13 protein-coding genes are annotated in these 16,260 nt (G+C 38.4%); 10 read left to right on the plus strand and 3 right to left on the minus strand.

Annotation, left to right across the window (positions count from 1 at the left end; genetic code table 11):
* On the plus strand, nt 1-1,524 hold the full coding sequence (gene guaA / locus G9H60_RS00135) for a glutamine-hydrolyzing GMP synthase (protein WP_223142109.1): 1,524 nt from the start codon (nt 1-3) through the stop codon (nt 1,522-1,524).
* A 127-nt stretch (nt 1,525-1,651) separates the two neighbouring features.
* On the opposite strand, the gene pepT is transcribed toward guaA, so the two are convergent.
* Nucleotides 1,652-2,920, minus strand: coding sequence for a peptidase T (pepT, locus tag G9H60_RS00140; RefSeq protein WP_223142110.1), 1,269 nt, complete (start codon nt 2,918-2,920; stop codon nt 1,652-1,654).
* Between the two features lie 182 nt (nt 2,921-3,102).
* Between pepT and G9H60_RS00145 the strand changes: the two genes are divergently transcribed.
* Complete coding sequence (locus G9H60_RS00145) at nt 3,103-4,374, plus strand: citrate synthase (RefSeq protein WP_223142111.1); 1,272 nt, start codon at nt 3,103-3,105, stop codon at nt 4,372-4,374.
* A 104-nt stretch (nt 4,375-4,478) separates the two neighbouring features.
* Nucleotides 4,479-4,982: a septal ring lytic transglycosylase RlpA family protein gene (locus G9H60_RS00150; protein ID WP_223142112.1), complete on the plus strand. Its 504-nt coding sequence runs from the start codon at nt 4,479-4,481 to the stop codon at nt 4,980-4,982.
* 829 nt (nt 4,983-5,811) lie between these two features.
* Here G9H60_RS00150 and G9H60_RS00155 read toward each other — a convergent pair.
* Together G9H60_RS00155 and G9H60_RS00160 are read right to left on the minus strand one after the other, a co-directional pair.
* Nucleotides 5,812-7,059: an OmpA family protein gene (locus G9H60_RS00155; protein ID WP_223142113.1), complete on the minus strand. Its 1,248-nt coding sequence runs from the start codon at nt 7,057-7,059 to the stop codon at nt 5,812-5,814.
* Between the two features lie 3 nt (nt 7,060-7,062).
* Nucleotides 7,063-7,710, minus strand: coding sequence for a 7-carboxy-7-deazaguanine synthase QueE (locus G9H60_RS00160; protein ID WP_262899900.1), 648 nt, complete (start codon nt 7,708-7,710; stop codon nt 7,063-7,065).
* 100 nt (nt 7,711-7,810) lie between these two features.
* On the opposite strand from G9H60_RS00160, the gene G9H60_RS00165 reads away from it, so the two are divergent.
* The 7 genes from G9H60_RS00165 (at nt 7,811) to G9H60_RS00195 (ending at nt 16,259) form a co-directional block, all read left to right on the plus strand.
* Nucleotides 7,811-8,116 carry a hypothetical protein gene (locus G9H60_RS00165; protein ID WP_223142114.1) on the plus strand — a complete coding sequence of 102 codons (306 nt, stop codon included), beginning with the start codon at nt 7,811-7,813 and terminating at the stop codon, nt 8,114-8,116.
* Nucleotides 8,117-8,121: 5 nt separating this feature from the next.
* Entirely contained in the window at nt 8,122-10,053 is a 1,932-nt protein-coding gene (gene nadE, locus G9H60_RS00170) for an NAD(+) synthase (protein WP_223142115.1), read from the plus strand.
* Nucleotides 10,054-10,056: 3 nt separating this feature from the next.
* Entirely contained in the window at nt 10,057-10,824 is a 768-nt protein-coding gene (locus tag G9H60_RS00175) for a type III pantothenate kinase (protein WP_223142116.1), read from the plus strand.
* 1 nt (nt 10,825) lies between these two features.
* Nucleotides 10,826-11,875 (plus strand): agmatine deiminase family protein, encoded by a 1,050-nt coding sequence (locus G9H60_RS00180; RefSeq protein WP_223142117.1) that lies wholly within the window; start codon nt 10,826-10,828, stop codon nt 11,873-11,875.
* Nucleotides 11,876-11,895: 20 nt separating this feature from the next.
* Entirely contained in the window at nt 11,896-12,552 is a 657-nt protein-coding gene (locus tag G9H60_RS00185; protein WP_223142118.1) for a hypothetical protein, read from the plus strand.
* Nucleotides 12,553-12,640: 88 nt separating this feature from the next.
* Nucleotides 12,641-14,896, plus strand: a complete 2,256-nt coding sequence (locus tag G9H60_RS00190; RefSeq protein WP_223142119.1) for a peptidylprolyl isomerase — start codon at nt 12,641-12,643, stop codon at nt 14,894-14,896.
* A gap of 7 nt (nt 14,897-14,903) precedes the next feature.
* The gene (locus tag G9H60_RS00195) at nt 14,904-16,259 is read left to right on the plus strand and encodes a peptidylprolyl isomerase (RefSeq protein ID WP_223142120.1); all 1,356 of its coding nucleotides are present in this window, start codon (nt 14,904-14,906) and stop codon (nt 16,257-16,259) included.
* Nucleotide 16,260 lies beyond the last annotated feature (1 nt).

A 16,260-nucleotide genomic window follows, 5' to 3' on the forward strand; every position in this document is an offset into this window, starting at 1 on the left:
ATGGCGGAAAAAATTATTATTCTTGACTTCGGTTCTCAAGTGACCCAATTGATTGCTCGCAGAGTACGTGAACTTCAAGTTTATTGTGAAATACATCCTTATAATCATATACCTACCATTGATTCCTCAGTAAAGGGAATTATTTTATCTGGTAGCCCATGTTCAGTTCGTGATGAAGATTCTCCTCGAGTAGATTTAAGCCTTTTTGGGGATTTGCCTATCTTGGGAATTTGTTATGGTGCTCAATTGTTAGCTCATCAGGGCGGTGGTTCTGTTCAGGCATCTCAGCAAAGAGAATACGGTCGTGCCCATTTAACAGGTACTCAAGATTCTATTTTGTGGGATGAAATTTCCAGCCAAAGTCAAGTTTGGATGTCGCATGGTGATACCATCATGGAATTACCTGCACCTTATGAAATTATTGGTTCTACAGAATCAGTTAAAGTAGCTGCCTTTGCGCATGCATCCAAGCCAATTTTTGGAATACAGTTCCACCCTGAGGTTACACACAGTACGGAGGGAAGTATCATATTGCGCAATTTTGTGGTAAAGGTTTGTGACTGTACGCAAGATTGGACTTCGGATTCATTTGTAGAAACAACTGTAGCTAATTTGAAAGAGAAATTAGGTCAAGATAAGGTTGTCTTGGGATTGTCAGGAGGAGTAGATAGTTCGGTGGCAGCAGTATTATTACACCGTGCTATTGGAAAGAATTTATATTGCATTTTTGTTGATAATGGATTGTTGCGCAAGGATGAATTTGAACAAGTTCTGGATTCGTATCATTCTTTAGGTTTAAATGTCAAAGGCGTAGATTCTAAGCAACGTTTTTATGATGCTTTAGCGGGTTTAAGTGATCCAGAATTGAAGAGAAAGGCAATTGGTAAAACCTTCATTGATGTATTTGATCATGAGGCACATGCGATTGAAGGTGTAGCTTGGTTAGGCCAAGGGACCATTTACCCCGATGTCATTGAATCGGTATCGGTGAAAGGACCATCGGCAACGATTAAATCACACCACAATGTAGGTGGCTTACCTGATTTTATGAAGTTGAAAGTGGTGGAGCCATTGAATACCTTATTTAAAGATGAGGTTAGAAAAGTAGGGAAAACCTTAGGCATTCCACAAGATATCTTAGGACGTCATCCTTTTCCTGGTCCAGGTTTAGCTATTCGTATTTTGGGAGATATTACCCCGGAAAAAGTAGATATTCTTCAAAAAGTAGATGCGATTTTTATCAATGGATTAAAGTCGGAAGGACTTTACGACCAAGTATGGCAAGCTGGAGCAATTTTATTACCGATTCATTCAGTAGGAGTGATGGGAGACGAAAGAACCTATGAGCAGGTTGTAGCTTTGAGAGCTGTGAGTAGTTTGGATGGAATGACAGCGGATTGGTGTCATTTGCCTTATGAATTCTTAGGTAAAATTTCCAATGAAATTATTAATAAGGTAAAGGGTGTCAATCGTGTGGTGTATGATATTTCTTCCAAACCACCAGCAACGATTGAGTGGGAATAATCAAGAAATTGGACAACAAATAAATTTTCAAAACGTTTCCGCTCCGTAACGCTGTCAGCGTTCTAAACGCTGCCAGCGTTGGAAAAAACGGAGCGAATTGATGCTAAAAGAGTAAAGAAAAGGGGACTTAAGTCCCCTTTTCTGCGTATATGGCTGCCAAATGAACGATGGTTTCAGTAGCTTTTTGCATATCTTGAATACTGACCCATTCTTGCTTGCTATGAAAAGCATGTTCTCCTGCAAATATATTGGGACAAGGCAAACCCATGAAGGTCAATCGTGAACCATCTGTTCCACCCCTAATGCTTTGCATCTCAGGTTGTAAACCAGCTCTTCTCATGGCTTCCATGGCATTTTCCAGACAAGCAGGATGCTTGACTAGTATTTCATTCATATTTCGGTATTGTTCCGTTTGAATGAATTGAACCTTGGAATGAGGGTAATTTTTCAGGACTTGATGGGTGATGTTTTTCAAGAGCATCCCGTATTCTTCCAGTTTTTCGGTCTTGAAATCGCGTAGGATAAAATCTATTGTCGCTGTTTCTACACTACCTGAAATATCTACAGGATGGATAAATCCTTCCATATTCTCGGTGCTTTCGGGGCTTAAGTGATCTTTGGGAAGTAAACCAACTATTTCAGAAGCTATTTTGATAGCACTTTCCATGCGCCCTTTGGCAAATCCAGGATGCTGAGAAATACCTTCGATCTTAATGGTAAATCCATCAGCTGAGAAAGTTTCATTTTCCAAATGGCCTCTTTTTTCACCATCAATGGTGTAGCCATATGTTGCATTTACTTTTTCTAGGTTGACATGGTCGGTTCCTCGGCCAACTTCTTCATCTGGAGTAAATAAGATGGAAATAGGGCCGTGAGGAACATCAGGATGTTGTACCCAAAATTGAACAGCATCCATGATTTCAGCCACCCCTGCTTTATTATCAGCTCCCAATAATGTGGTTCCACTAGCTGTGATTATATCATGTCCGATTTGTTCAGCTAAATCAGGATGATCCTGTAATCGAATGACAACAGATGAATCATCAGGTAAAATTAAGTCTTGCCCTTGATAATTGGAGTGGACGATGGGTTTTACATGCTTACCTGAGCAATCAGGAGAAGTATCCATGTGAGCACAAAAGCAGATGCCTGGAACGGGCTCTTGGATGTTGGAAGCTAATTGGGCATACACATATCCATACTCATCCATATGAGCAGAGTCTAATCCTAGTTGTTTTAATTCCTGAACTAAAACTTTTCCCAAATCTTTTTGTTTCTCAGTTGTCGGGCTGCTAGAAGAGTTGGGGTCTGATTGAGTGTCAATTTGTACATAAGTAAGAAATCGCTGGGAGGAACTATAGAGGTACTTATTGAATTTTTGGGAGATATTGGTCATAAAAACCGATTATTTTTGAAATATAGAAAGAAAAAATTGTGTTAAATAAATTTATTTTTTTTGGATTCATAAAGGTAATTAACCTTTCAAAATTACGTATTATCTTAGAGGCTTGAATTTTGCTTCAAGCATCTAGCTTCTTCAAAATTTGAAATCATACCATGTTAAGCTTATAAAAAATTATGTCTCAACCGGCTACTATTAACCTCGAAGGGAAATCCTTTGATTTGCCTACTCTGGAGGGTACAGAGAACGAAAAGGCCATCGATATCGCAAAATTACGTGATTTGACTGGTTACATTACGTTTGATCCAGGCTTCAAAAATACTGGAGTTACAAAAAGTTCAATTACTTATTTGGATGGTGAAGATGGTATTTTACGTTACCGAGGTTACAGCATTGAAGAATTAGCAGATAAAGCTTCGTTTTTAGAAGTTGCTTATTTGCTTATTCATGAAGAATTACCCACTCAGGATCAGTTGGATGCATTTTCAGCAGATATCCAATCTTATACTCAAGTAAATCAAGATTTACTTAAGATTTCAGATGGGTTTCCAGTAAGTTCTCACCCTATGTGCACGATTGCTGCCTTAGTAGGAGCTATGTCTGCTTTTTATTCTACAGATGAAGCGGGTGATGATGAGAAAAGTGTGTTGAGATTATTAGCTCAGTTGCCAGTTATGGCTACTTGGTCATACAAAAAGTCCATTGGTGAAGGAATTGTTCAGCCAGATACTACGGTAGATTATTGTTCTACTTTCTTGCAAATGATGTTTGCTAAACCAGGTGAAATATATACAGCTGATGCTGTTGTTTCCAAGGCATTGAATAAATTATTGATTTTGCATGCTGATCATGAACAAAACTGTTCTACATCTACTGTACGATTGGTAGGTTCTTCTCATGCTAATTTATTTGCCTCTATTTCGGCAGGTATCAATGCGCTTTGGGGGCCATTGCATGGTGGTGCTAACCAAGAGGTGATCGAGATGTTAGAAGCTATTAAAGCTGATGGAGGTGATACGGATAAGTACATTGCCATGGCAAAAGATAAAAATTCTGGTTTCCGCTTGATGGGATTTGGCCACCGTGTCTACAAAAACTTTGATCCACGTGCTAAGATTATCAAAAAGGCTGCTGATGATGTATTAAAAGCTTTGGGTGTCAATGATCCAGTGTTGGCTATTGCTGCACGTTTGGAAGCTGCTGCTTTGAGTGATGAGTATTTCGTGGCTAGAAAGCTATATCCGAATGTTGATTTTTACTCAGGAATTATTTACCGTGCATTAGGTATCCCAACCAATATGTTTACGGTGATGTTCGCTATTGGCCGCCTTCCAGGTTGGATTGCTCAATGGAAAGAAATGCGTACAAATAAGGAGCCAATCGGTCGTCCTAGACAAATTTATACTGGAGCTACAAGCCGTGCATTTGTTGAGATAGCTCAACGATAGGCCTAATTTCCTAACGATTTTTAACAAGTATAAAGCCCTTCTCCTGAAGGGCTTTTTTGGTTTAATGAGGGAATAGGGCTAATTTGCAAGCTTAAATGGAATGCATGACATTACTCTTCAAGCGATTTTTCCTTTTTGTACTCCTTTTTGTGGGAGTGTTTGTAGAAGGAATTTTAGCTCAAAATCAACAAGGAAAAGCTTCTTATTATCACAAGAATTTAAGTGGTAAAAAGACCTATAGCGGGGAACGCTATAATTCCTATTTATTTACAGCAGCTCACCGAAAATACCCCATGGGCACTTGGTTAGAAATAACCAACATCCAATCTGGGATTAAATCTTATGTCCGCGTGAATGATCGTGGTCCGCATCAAAAACGCTTATTGATTGATGTATCATTCAGTGCAGCAAAAGAATTAGGTATAGTAGGTGCTGGTATTGCCCCAGTTCACATTCGACCACTTGATGACGCTGATTTACGTGATACACTTTTAAGCTTCTTGCAAAAAAGAGATAGCCTTATTTTAAAAGAGCATCCATATACGGTCTATGTCAAAAAGGCGAAGAAGAAGAAAAAATCCAAGAAAAAGAAAAAGAAGATGCGATAGGGATTAGTGATAAGGGTTTAGTGTCTTGTTCTGATATAGGTTGACATTTTTTAGTACGACTCAGCTGGTCGTTATCGAACATTAATATTTTGGATTTTCTGATATGTAATTATTGAAGCTACACATGTTCTTTTGTATGGCACACTATTTTAATGCCATTACTTAGGCATTTCTTTTTTTTGAAAAAAAAGAAACAAAAAAAACAGATGTTGTACGGTTAATCCAAAGACGAATTCCGCTTCGCGGAACCGATGTTCACTCCGCATACGGCTTTAATCTTTGACTCTAGCGCACATTGCCTATGCGCAGGGTCAAACATCCGCCTTTCGCTTCGCTCATGCTACGTTCCCATCTTTCGTTGGGATTAACCTCATTAGTTGGTAGTTATTTAGAGTTTAGTTTCAGAATGAAATTTGTGATTTTTTGATATAAAATACCGTCGGTCAGCACGAGCGAAAGATGATGAACGCAGCGGTAGACGAGGTTTTGACCTTAGCAAAGGCGATGTGTGTTGGTGTCAAAAATATAGGCGATAGCGTAGTGAATCACGGTTTCGCGAAGCGAAATTCGCCTTTGCTGGCCGACAAGAAAAGATGTTTTTTTGTTTCTTTTTTTGAAAAAAAAGAAATACTGTAAAACTGGAAATAAAGTGATGTTATTTATGGTCTGATTCAAAAGTACAATAATCACACCATTTACCATGGCCTTTAATTTTTATAAAATGAAAGACTTTTTTTTTGGGGGGGGGAACTGCTAAATTTTTATTTACCATGAATAATTATTGAACCCAAAGTCAACCTATTTCAGGAAAAGACATTCTACATTCCCTCTAATCACTCAAAAGAACAATCTCAATCCTTCGATTCAACTTCCTAGCTTCTGCTTGAATGGGAGCTACTTTGGGTTTGAGAAAACTCAGTCCTTTGGTTTGAATGCGTGAAGCTTCAATTCCTTGATTGACTAAGTATTGTTTGATAGCATTAGCCCTTTTCTCTGAAAGAATTTGATTTGCTTTAGCCTGACCCACTTCATCAGTATGGCCTCTGATTTCTATTTTTTGTTGTGAATTTTCATTCAAAAATTTCACAAGCTTTCCTAAACTAGATGGTATCGGATATGGAATAGACCATTGATTTGAAGCAAATTGTATATCATCAAAGCTGACATCTTGAAATTTGATTTTAGGAACTTTAGTAATTACAGCTTCTACCTGAATTGGTGCCACTTTTTTTGCCAACCATATTGAATTGGGAATGTTGATCCGATGAAGCTCTTCTTCAGTAGCCTGTCCAGCCTTATTTCTAGAAATAAAATATTCATTTTCTTGTATACCTAGACAAATCCCTGCTTCATTTCCCGAAGAATTTAATTCGAGTATATTCATAGGAATTGTCCATTGTCCATTTTCTAGTTGACTTTGGTAAAAATCCAAACCTCCCAATCCGCCTTTTCTATCACTGGAAAAAAGTAAAACCTCTCTTTTTTCCAAATAATAGGGTCCTTGTTCATCCGCTGAACTATTGATTTGAGGACCTAGATTAATGGCCATTTTCCACCTTCCTTGGGCATCTTTTTCACTCATCCAAAGATCACGTTTGCCTTGTCCTCCCGGTCTGTCCGAAGAAAAATAAAGTTGTTTGCCATCTTGGCTCAAGTAGGGTTGTCCCTCCCAATCATGAGAATTAATCAGTATTCCTAGATTTCGAGGTTTGGTCCAACTGTTATTAAGCCAATAACTTTCATACAAATCACAACCACCAAAGCTATTTCGGTATTCACAACCAGAAAAAATCAAGGTATTTCCATCTTGGGATATAGTGCTTGTACCCTCATTGGTATCTTGGTTGATGCTCGTGAGTGCTTGAGGATTAATGAATTTGGCTCCATCCCAAGTGGCTACTTGTAATTCTTCATCAGCCCGGTCAGCTCGAGTCGTAAAATAGATTTCTTTCCTGGCATTTGAATAGTGCGGAAAATACTGTGCTTTTTGAAGATTAAGCTCGGTGATGGGTGTTGATTTTAGGCTATCAACGGATAATCCCCATAAACTGAAAGAAAATATCCAAGCCGCAAGCATGTGTTAGGGGATTTGTAAGAACTTATGTGTCTGAACAGAAATCTGCCAACGAGGGTTTTCTTTGACAAATTGAACGATCAAAGGATTCATGTCAGCTTGTTTCGACCATTCTGGCTGCATCAACCAAAGGCTTTCAGCTGGTAATTTAGTCGTCCATGTTTCTGACCATACTATATCGGATGGATGAAAAATGACTACTTTCAATTCATTCACAAGTGGGAAAATGGCTGGATTCGGTTCTTTGAATTTCTTTGGAGAAAAACATACCCAATCCCAAATTCCTGTAATTTGTTTACCCACTCCTGAAGTCTCAATATGGGTTCTAAAACCTGCTTCTTGTAATGCTTCAGTCAAAGGATTTAGATCATGCATCAATGGCTCTCCTCCAGTGATCACAACAATGCGACCCGGATGAGCGGAAGCTTCTTTGACTAATTCGGCTACTGTTTTGATGGGATGGGTATCCACTGGCCATGATTCTTTTACATCACACCAATGACATCCTACATCGCAGCCCCCCAAACGAATGAAATAGGCCGCATGTCCTTGAAATTTCCCTTCACCTTGTATCGTGTAAAAAGATTCCATCACTGGATACTCAAAAGCATCTCTTTTTACAACTGATTTTATATCTTTGGTGTTTGATTGCATGCAAGGCTAAAATTCTGAGTAAAATTAAGCTTTGATTTGTAATTTAACTAATAAGAAATCGTTCTATTGAATAGGATCGATTTTTTATTTTTCTCTTAAAATGATCAAGAATCAAACATTCCGTTTTTTTTGGATGTTTTTTATCGGAACCTTCTTAATCGTTGGGATGAGTTCTTGTTGGTCAGCACGCTGTCCTAGAGAGACATGTCGCGTACGGGTTGAACACCGTCATGGAGAGAGTTATTATCGGCCTAGAGAAGCATTTTCTTGGATGTGGACTCCACGCTACAAGCATGTGAGAACTTCCAACTACGCGACCATAGGACCTAATAAGCCTACAAAGAAAAGAGCTTGGTATCAATTTTATAAACCAGCTGATCGTGTTAGTTCCAAGAAACCCCGTTAATTACTATGCCTAATATTGCACTAGCAGCCGGGGTTCTTAACCAAATTCCCTTAGATTGGAAGGGAAATCAAGCCCGAATCATTTCAATTATTCAAGAAGCTCAACAAAACCAGGTTGCTATACTTTGTTTGCCTGAGCTTTGTCTGACAGGATATGGCTGTGAAGATCAGTTTTTAGCTGCCTATACATCCGAGAAAGCCTGGGAGTCTTTGATTAAATTGTTGCCATATACTCAGCATATCTTAGTTTGGGTAGGATTACCGGTATTTTTTGAGGGTAAATTGTATAATGTAGCTGCTTGTTTGGCCAATGGAAAATTGATTGCCCTGATTCCCAAGCAACATTTAGCCAATGACGGAGTCCATTATGAAACCCGTTGGTTTAATCCTTGGCCTGCGCATCAAAGAAGTGTTTTGTCTACGAGTTTGGGTGAAATCCCAATGGGTGATTACCGCATTCTGGCGGATGGAATTAGTATTGGTATTGAAATATGTCAAGATGCATGGGAGGGAGAAAATAGACCAGCTCATTCATTAGCTCAGCGAGGGGTATCAGTGATATGTAGTCCAACAGCCTCTCATTTTGCATTTGCTAAGTCAAAAACGCGTCAACGATTAGCAATAAAAGGATCCCAAATCATACAAGGAAGCTATGTATTTGCCAATGTATTAGGAAATGAATCAGGAAGAACCATTTTTGATGGGGATGCCTACGTAGTTCATCAAGGTCAAATAAGAGCACAAAGCCAGCGATTTAGTTTTAAAGATAGTCAATTGATTGTGGCTTCCGTGGAAATTAATTGCCAAACACAAGTAGCTGATGACCTGATAGTAGCCAATGTACAATGGCCTTTATCCAATCAAACATATCCGCACTTTGAGGCAGCTCCGTGGGAAGGTACAGTAAACATCAAGGAAGAAGAATTTGCCAGGGCAGTTAGTTTAGGTCTTTGGGATTATGTAAGAAAATCATATTCTTATGGTTGGGTGATATCGCTATCCGGTGGAGCAGATTCATCAGCCATAGCTACATTATGTTATTTGGCAATTCGTTTGGCTTACAAAGAGCTAGGCTGGGAGGGGATTCAATCTAAGATGGCCTATATTCCTTGGATTATGGATGTTTCTACAGAAAAGGATTTTATTGCTCGTATGTTAACTACGGCATATCAAGGAACAGAAAATTCATCAGATCAAACCCGTACTTCAGCTAAAGCATTGGCAGAATGTATTGGTACAACCCATTATGATTGGAATATTGATGTTTTGGTTAAAGAGTATCGTGAAATCATTGAAAAGGCCATAGGCAGATCATTAACCTGGGAACAGGACGATATTACCTTGCAAAATGTTCAAGCTAGATTACGTAGTCCTAGTGTTTGGATGTTGGCCAATATCAACAATGCTTTATTATTAGCTACTTCCAACCGCTCGGAAGCATCCGTAGGTTACGCCACCATGGACGGAGATACTTCAGGTTCTATATCACCCATAGCAGGAATAGATAAGACTTTCATTCGTCAATGGCTTATTTGGATGGAAAAAATAGGGTTGGATGGGAAATTAAGTATGCCAGGTTTATCACATGTCAATTCTTTAGAACCAAGTGCCGAATTAAGACCATTAACTTCCAAACAAGTGGATGAAGAAGATTTAATGCCTTATCCAATTTTGAATGCCATTGAACGCTGGGCTTTTTACGATAAACTTTCGCCAGAAAATTGTTTAAAAAACTTGATTCAGGAATATGGCGCAAACTTTTCAGAAGATCAACTAACTGCATTTTGTTCTCGTTTCTTCCGATTGTGGGCTAGAAACCAATGGAAAAGAGAGCGTTATGCACCGGGTTTCCATGTGGATGAGTATAGTTTGGATCCTAAATCATGGTTGCGATTCCCCATTTTATCCGCTGGATTAGAAAAAGATATTAAACCTTAACACATGCTCTTAGTAGTCGATATTGGAAATACAGACATAGTCTTTGGATTTTATACCGAAGGTGAATGGAAATTGATATTAAGAACACCTACGCATCAACCATGGACAACTTTGCGCATGGAGAATTGGATTCGTCAGGAGTGGTTAGAGAATAATATTGGTTCCTTGAAACCACAAAAATTAATTATTTCTTCCGTAGTTCCTTCTGTTTCTTATCACGTTCAAAAAGGACTAGAAAATTGGTTAGCAGTCTCGGCTGATATCATGTCGCCAAAATTGTATAAGAAATTCCCCATCGACATTATTTCTCCTGATGAAATTGGTTCTGATTTAGTTGCCAATGCCGTATATGCTCATCATGCTTACCAAGCTGATGTATTGATTGTAGATTTTGGAACTGCTCTAACCTTTACTTTAGTGAATGCACAAGGTAAGATGGAAGGGGTTTCTATTGCCCCTGGGCTAAAAACCGCCGTAAAGTCTTTGTTTTCTCAAACCGCTCAATTACCTGAAGTGCCCCTAGAAATGCCCCATTCTGCCTTGGGATTTGATACGGTAAGTGCCATTCAATCAGGTATATTGTGGGGATATGTAGGTATGGTGAAGGAAATGATTTATCGAGTCAAAAATGAGAAAGGGCAGCATGTTAAGGTATTAGCCACTGGTGGATTATCTTCAATTTTAACTCCATTGGAATCCTATTTTGACGAGGTGAATAAATTAATCACCTTGGATGGATTACGTTTGATTTCTGAAAATTACTTAGATTAATATGCTATCTACCCCCAAAGAAAGAGGCTTTTTTTTTCCTGCGGAATGGCATCCACATGAAGCTACTTGGATTACTTTTCCTCATAATGACCATTCTTGGCAAGGAGAAAAGTTATCTTATATGTATCCTGAATACTTTGCTCTGATCAAAGCTATTTCACAAGGTGAAAAGGTGAAAATTAATGTCAATCATGAAGAGCTTAAGAATTTTATTTTAGGTGAATTGCCAAAATACAACATTGATCCTCAGCAGATTGAATTGTTTGTTCGCGAAACCAATGATGCTTGGTGCCGCGACCATGGTCCTGCATTCTTAATAAAAAATGATAATTCAGAACGATTAATAGTCGACTGGGGATATAATGCTTGGGGAGGGAAATATCCTCCATTTGATGCAGATGATCGGATTCCTAAAGCTATAGCCAAGGATTTAGGGTTGGAATTCCTAAGTCCAGGTATCATCATGGAAGGTGGCTCTGTTGAATTTAACGGGAAGGGTACTGTTCTGACGAGTAGATCTTGTCTTTTAAATCCCAATCGTAATCCTCATTTAAGTCAAGATCAAATTGAAAATTACTTGAAAGCTTATTACGGAGTTGATCAAGTATTATGGGTAAGTGATGGAATCGTAGGAGATGATACCGATGGGCATATTGATGATACAGTTCGCTTTGTGAATGAAAATACCGTTATCACCATGGTTGAGCCCAATGTAGAGGATGATAACCATGGGGTTTTGGCTCAAAATTTGAAGGAATTAAAAGAAATGAAGCTTCTAGACGGTAGCCCATTAAACATCATTGAAATACCTATGCCAGAAGCGGTAGTGATTGATGAATTTAGGGCCCCAGGATCCTATGCCAATTTTTACATCTGCAATGCGGCGATTCTTGTTCCCATTTTTGATTGTCCACAAGATGCTCAAGCATTGGATATTTTATCTCAATTATTTACTGATAGACCGGTCATTGGTCTTTCTGCTCGTGAGATTATTTGGGGACAAGGAAGTTTCCATTGTTTGACCCAACAAGAGCCTAAGGCAGCTTTATGAGGTATGTAATCCTGTTTTTAATGGGTATTTCTTTTTTCTCTTGTAGAAAAGCTATTGTTCCTGTCAAAACAGAAGTGCCTGCTCAAAAAGCTATAGTTTTAGATAAGCAGGTGCAGTTTCAATGGACTCAGTTATTCGCTAAAAATATTCAAGAAAATATCACACAAACCGATGAGCTTTTGATGGTTTATTCTGTGGTAGCTATTGAAAATCAACAAGTTGTTCAGATTCAACAATCTTCACAATACCTTGGGAAGGTTAAGCAAAGTATACTTTTAGATTTAAAGAAAATCCCTGCATTAAGTATCAAGTTGAAACCTGGGCAAAGTTTAGGTGTGCAAGTGACATTATGGGAAATCGATGATTACCAGAAGATACAACAGGTCATAAAGCACATCAATCAATGGGGAGGCGTTTTACAAGTTCCTGTTTCCTTATTGGAACTATCCTCTCTAACAAATCCATTGGGATGGTTTATGTGGGGAATGCGTGCGAGTGGTTTGGGAATGGATTTATTAAGTAAATGGGATGGAAATGATCGATTAGGGATATCTGAAATGCAAATATCATGGGATAAGGTAAGCAGTTTTAAGAAAAAAGGTACTTGGAAAAGTGGACCTAAGATGCTCAATGACTACCACTATGATTTCTCTTATGAAATAAGCGTAAGGGATTGATGAATTAAAGGGTTTATTTAGGGATTATTCGTAATTTTATAAGCTTGTTGTCGTTTATAACCCATTGGACAAGCAAAATTGGCAAACTATGCGCTTTCGTTTTTACTTATTAGTATTTATATATATTCTTTTTACCCTTCCAAGCCTTTTGGCTCAAGAGGGATTTCCTATTCAGATTGGCCCTAAAAAAATCAGTTCGGCTCAGTTTTCTACGATTTATCGTCGTTTGATTGAAAGCGATAGTATAAAGCCAGATAATAAGAATAAGTTTTTATCGGACTATTTAGACCTGTCATTGAAGTTAGTGGCAGCCGAAGATGAAAAATTAGCTGAAACGCCGGGATTTCAAGAAGAGTATGCAAGCTTTCGTAAGGAATTGGCAAGTCCCTATTTAGTGGATAATGAAAAAGTAAATGCCTTGGTTAAGGAAGCCTATCAGCGCTTGAAAGACGAGAAGCAAGTAGCTCATATTCTAGTAAAATTACCAGCCAATCCTAGTCCTGGTGATACCTTAATAGCATATCAAAAAATTGATAATTTATATAAGAAATTAAAAGCAGGTGAGGATTTTGCCTCTTTGGCGCAGCGCTTTTCTGATGATGAGTTAACGGCCAAAAAGGGTGGTAATTTGGGCTTTATTACTAGTTTACAAACCCAATATGCCTTTGAAAACAAAGTCTATGAATTGGCTTTAGGGGAGTATTCTAGTCCTGTTAGAACTTCTAGTGGTTATCATTTAATCAAGATTTTGAAGCAAAGACCAAACCAAGGAAAGATTCGTTTGGCTCATATTTTGATTTCAGTCCCTGTAGATGCTGCAACACCTTTTCAGGTGGAAGCAAAAAAGAAAATTGAGCAAGTAGAAGCCTATCTGAAAAAAGGTGAAAGCTATGAAGATGTTTGTCGAAATTATTCGGAAGACCCATATTCCAAAGGACGTGGTGGGGAATTACGTCGCTGGTATTATTCTTCTGATTTAAGTGAAGAATTACAAGATAAATTATTTGGTTTACAGCGTTTGGGTGACATTTCTGAGCCAATTCGAACCAATTTAGGCTGGCAAATTTTTAAATTATTGGATAAAAAACCGCTTCTTTCTTATGAGGAGATGGCTGAATATTTACGCCAAAAAGTCAATACCGATCCTGAGCGAAGTGCTTTAATCCGTCAATCCTTCATGAAACGGGTGCGTGTAGAAAATAGGGTAGCTATTTTAGAAGAATCCAAGAAAATGGCTTTGGAACGTTTTGCACGTGATCGAGTAGGGGATGAGCCTTGGCTTCAATTCCCTTTGTTTAAAGTCTTGGATAAATCGTTTAGCATCAACGAGTTTTATCAGTTTATTGTAGCTCAACAGCGTAGAAAAGTCAAGGAATTAGGTTATTTACCTGCAATTTCCGAAGCTTCATGGTTGGATGAATTCATCGATTCTCAGACTTTACAGGCGGAAGAGCAACATTTGGAAACCAAATACCCTGCCTTTAAAGAACAAATGGCAGAGTTTCTGGAAGGCAGTCTTTTAAGTAAGATTACCGACCGTGAGATTTTTGAAAAATCCTTGGATTCCTTACGTCAACATGCTTATTATCAGCAAAATATGGCTTTATTTACTATGCCCGTAAGAGCAGAAGTGAAGTTAATTTCATCTGATAATGCCAAAACTTTAGCAGATGCTATGGAATTGCTTAAATCGGCGCCATACCCAATGAATAAACGTTACCCTGATATTTTATTCAAATTAGGGCAATCTGAATTGACTGCCAATGCGAAAAAAGTATTACAAGAATTAGGTTTGTTGATGAGCAAGAATCGTGATTATGTAGTGGAGGTAACGGGGCATATAGATGGTTCAGAACAAGATACTTTGTCGGAAGGTCGTGTTAATCAAGTCGTTAAGTTTTTAGTCACCAAAGGAATTAATCAAGTTCGATTCATCGAAAAAGATGAGGGGAAATTGGTTTCAGCGTCCAAAACAGATAAATCAAAGAATGCTCGTGTGAGTTTTCGCTTATTTTCACAGTCTATGGACGATGTGGTTAAACGGTTTAATGCCATCAAACCTAAAAGCTTAGAAGCTTCTGAGGGTTATTTCAAAAAAGGAGAAATACCAGTTTTAGATGCGCAAAGCTGGCAGGTAGGCAAAAAGAATTTGGAATATGAAGGCCGTTATGTTTATCTTGAGATTAAAAAAGTAGAAGAGCAACGCGTAAAGACTTTTGATGAATGTAGAAGTAGTATCATTCGTGATTTGCAAACACAGTTAGATAAGGAGTGGCTTCAGAAATTGAAGAATAAGTATCCGATTGTTATACAACAAGAGGAATTACAAAAATTAATGCAATAAAAAATTTATGAAATTGAATCGTTGGATTTTTGGAGGAGTGATGTTGATGCTGTCTTGGGCAACATTTGCACAAGAAGCAAGTAAAGGAACTTTGTTAGATAAGATCATTGTCAAAGTCGACAACCACTATATTTTGAAATCAGAGGTTGAACAGCAATACCAACAGTATTTGTCGAGTGGACAAGCCAATACACCTACTCGCTGTCAGTTGTTGGAAGGACTTGTTATCAATAAGTTGATGTTAGCCAAAGCAGAAATTGACTCGGTGATTGTGGAAGATAAGCGCGTAGAAATGGAATTAAATTCCCGTATGGATCAAATGGAAACACAATACGGGTCTTCTAAAAACATTGTTGAAGCTTTTGGTAAATCCATTGTTAATTTAAAAGAAGATTTACGTACATCTTTGAAAGAACAGTTGACAGGCCGTAAAATGCAAGATAAGATCACTGGTGATGTGAAAATTACACCGAAAGAGGTGGCGGCCTTTTTTGCGGCTATCCCTACGGATTCCTTGCCTTATTTGCCTTCAGAGGTGGAAGTGGGTCATATTGTTCGTTTAGCTCAACCTAATAAAAACCAAAAGGAGGAGTTAATTGCTAAATTATTGGATTACCGTAAGCGTGTAGAAAAAGGAGAGAGTTTTGAGGAATTAGCCAAATTATATTCAGAAGATTTGGGTAGTGGAAAAAGAGGAGGAGATTTAGGTTTCTCCAAGCGTGGACAAATGGTTGCTCCTTTTGAGGCAGCAGCTTTAAAGTTGAAACCGGGTGTCATGTCGGATGTTGTGGAGTCGGAATTTGGATTTCACTTAATTCAGTTATTAGAGGTTCGTGGACAAGAATACCATGCACGACATATTTTATTACGTCCTGATTATCAAAAACTTGATTTGACAGAACCAACTAAGTTTTTGGATAGTATCCGTGTCTTGATTCAACGTGATTCCATCAAGTTTGACCGTGCTGCTAGAGACTTTTCAGAAGATAAACCTACACAAGATGCAGGTGGTATGTTGATCGATCCAGGCACCCGTACTACTCGTATGCCATTTGATAGTGGCATGGAGCCAGGTTTGTATTTCTCCTTGGATTCGATGAAAGTGGGAACTATTTCAACCCCCATCCCTTACCGTACAGAAGATGGAAGAAGTGCTGTTCGTGTTTTATATTTCAAAGCGAAGCATCCTCCACACTTTGCCAATTTGAAAGATGATTATCAAAAGATTGCAGCCATTGCTTTGACCCGTAAAAAGAACCAAGCTGTAGAAAAATGGTTTATGAAAGCGAAAGATGATGTCTTTATTTTCATTGATGACGAGTATAAAGACTGTAATTTATTAGCGGGAAGTGTAACGGAATAAT

It is taken from the genome of Aquirufa aurantiipilula, from assembly GCF_019923745.1.
Lineage (GTDB): Bacteria > Bacteroidota > Bacteroidia > Cytophagales > Spirosomataceae > Aquirufa > Aquirufa aurantiipilula.

Coding starts and splice junctions, on each gene's coding strand:
- guaA (WP_223142109.1), top strand. CDS start 1: ATGGCGGAAAAAATTATTATTCTTGACTTCGGTTCTCAAGTGACCCAA.
- pepT (WP_223142110.1), bottom strand. CDS start 2,920: ATGACCAATATCTCCCAAAAATTCAATAAGTACCTCTATAGTTCCTCC.
- G9H60_RS00145 (WP_223142111.1), top strand. CDS start 3,103: ATGTCTCAACCGGCTACTATTAACCTCGAAGGGAAATCCTTTGATTTG.
- G9H60_RS00150 (WP_223142112.1), top strand. CDS start 4,479: ATGACATTACTCTTCAAGCGATTTTTCCTTTTTGTACTCCTTTTTGTG.
- G9H60_RS00155 (WP_223142113.1), bottom strand. CDS start 7,059: ATGCTTGCGGCTTGGATATTTTCTTTCAGTTTATGGGGATTATCCGTT.
- G9H60_RS00160 (WP_262899900.1), bottom strand. CDS start 7,710: ATGCAATCAAACACCAAAGATATAAAATCAGTTGTAAAAAGAGATGCT.
- G9H60_RS00165 (WP_223142114.1), top strand. CDS start 7,811: ATGATCAAGAATCAAACATTCCGTTTTTTTTGGATGTTTTTTATCGGA.
- nadE (WP_223142115.1), top strand. CDS start 8,122: ATGCCTAATATTGCACTAGCAGCCGGGGTTCTTAACCAAATTCCCTTA.
- G9H60_RS00175 (WP_223142116.1), top strand. CDS start 10,057: ATGCTCTTAGTAGTCGATATTGGAAATACAGACATAGTCTTTGGATTT.
- G9H60_RS00180 (WP_223142117.1), top strand. CDS start 10,826: ATGCTATCTACCCCCAAAGAAAGAGGCTTTTTTTTTCCTGCGGAATGG.
- G9H60_RS00185 (WP_223142118.1), top strand. CDS start 11,896: ATGGGTATTTCTTTTTTCTCTTGTAGAAAAGCTATTGTTCCTGTCAAA.
- G9H60_RS00190 (WP_223142119.1), top strand. CDS start 12,641: ATGCGCTTTCGTTTTTACTTATTAGTATTTATATATATTCTTTTTACC.
- G9H60_RS00195 (WP_223142120.1), top strand. CDS start 14,904: ATGAAATTGAATCGTTGGATTTTTGGAGGAGTGATGTTGATGCTGTCT.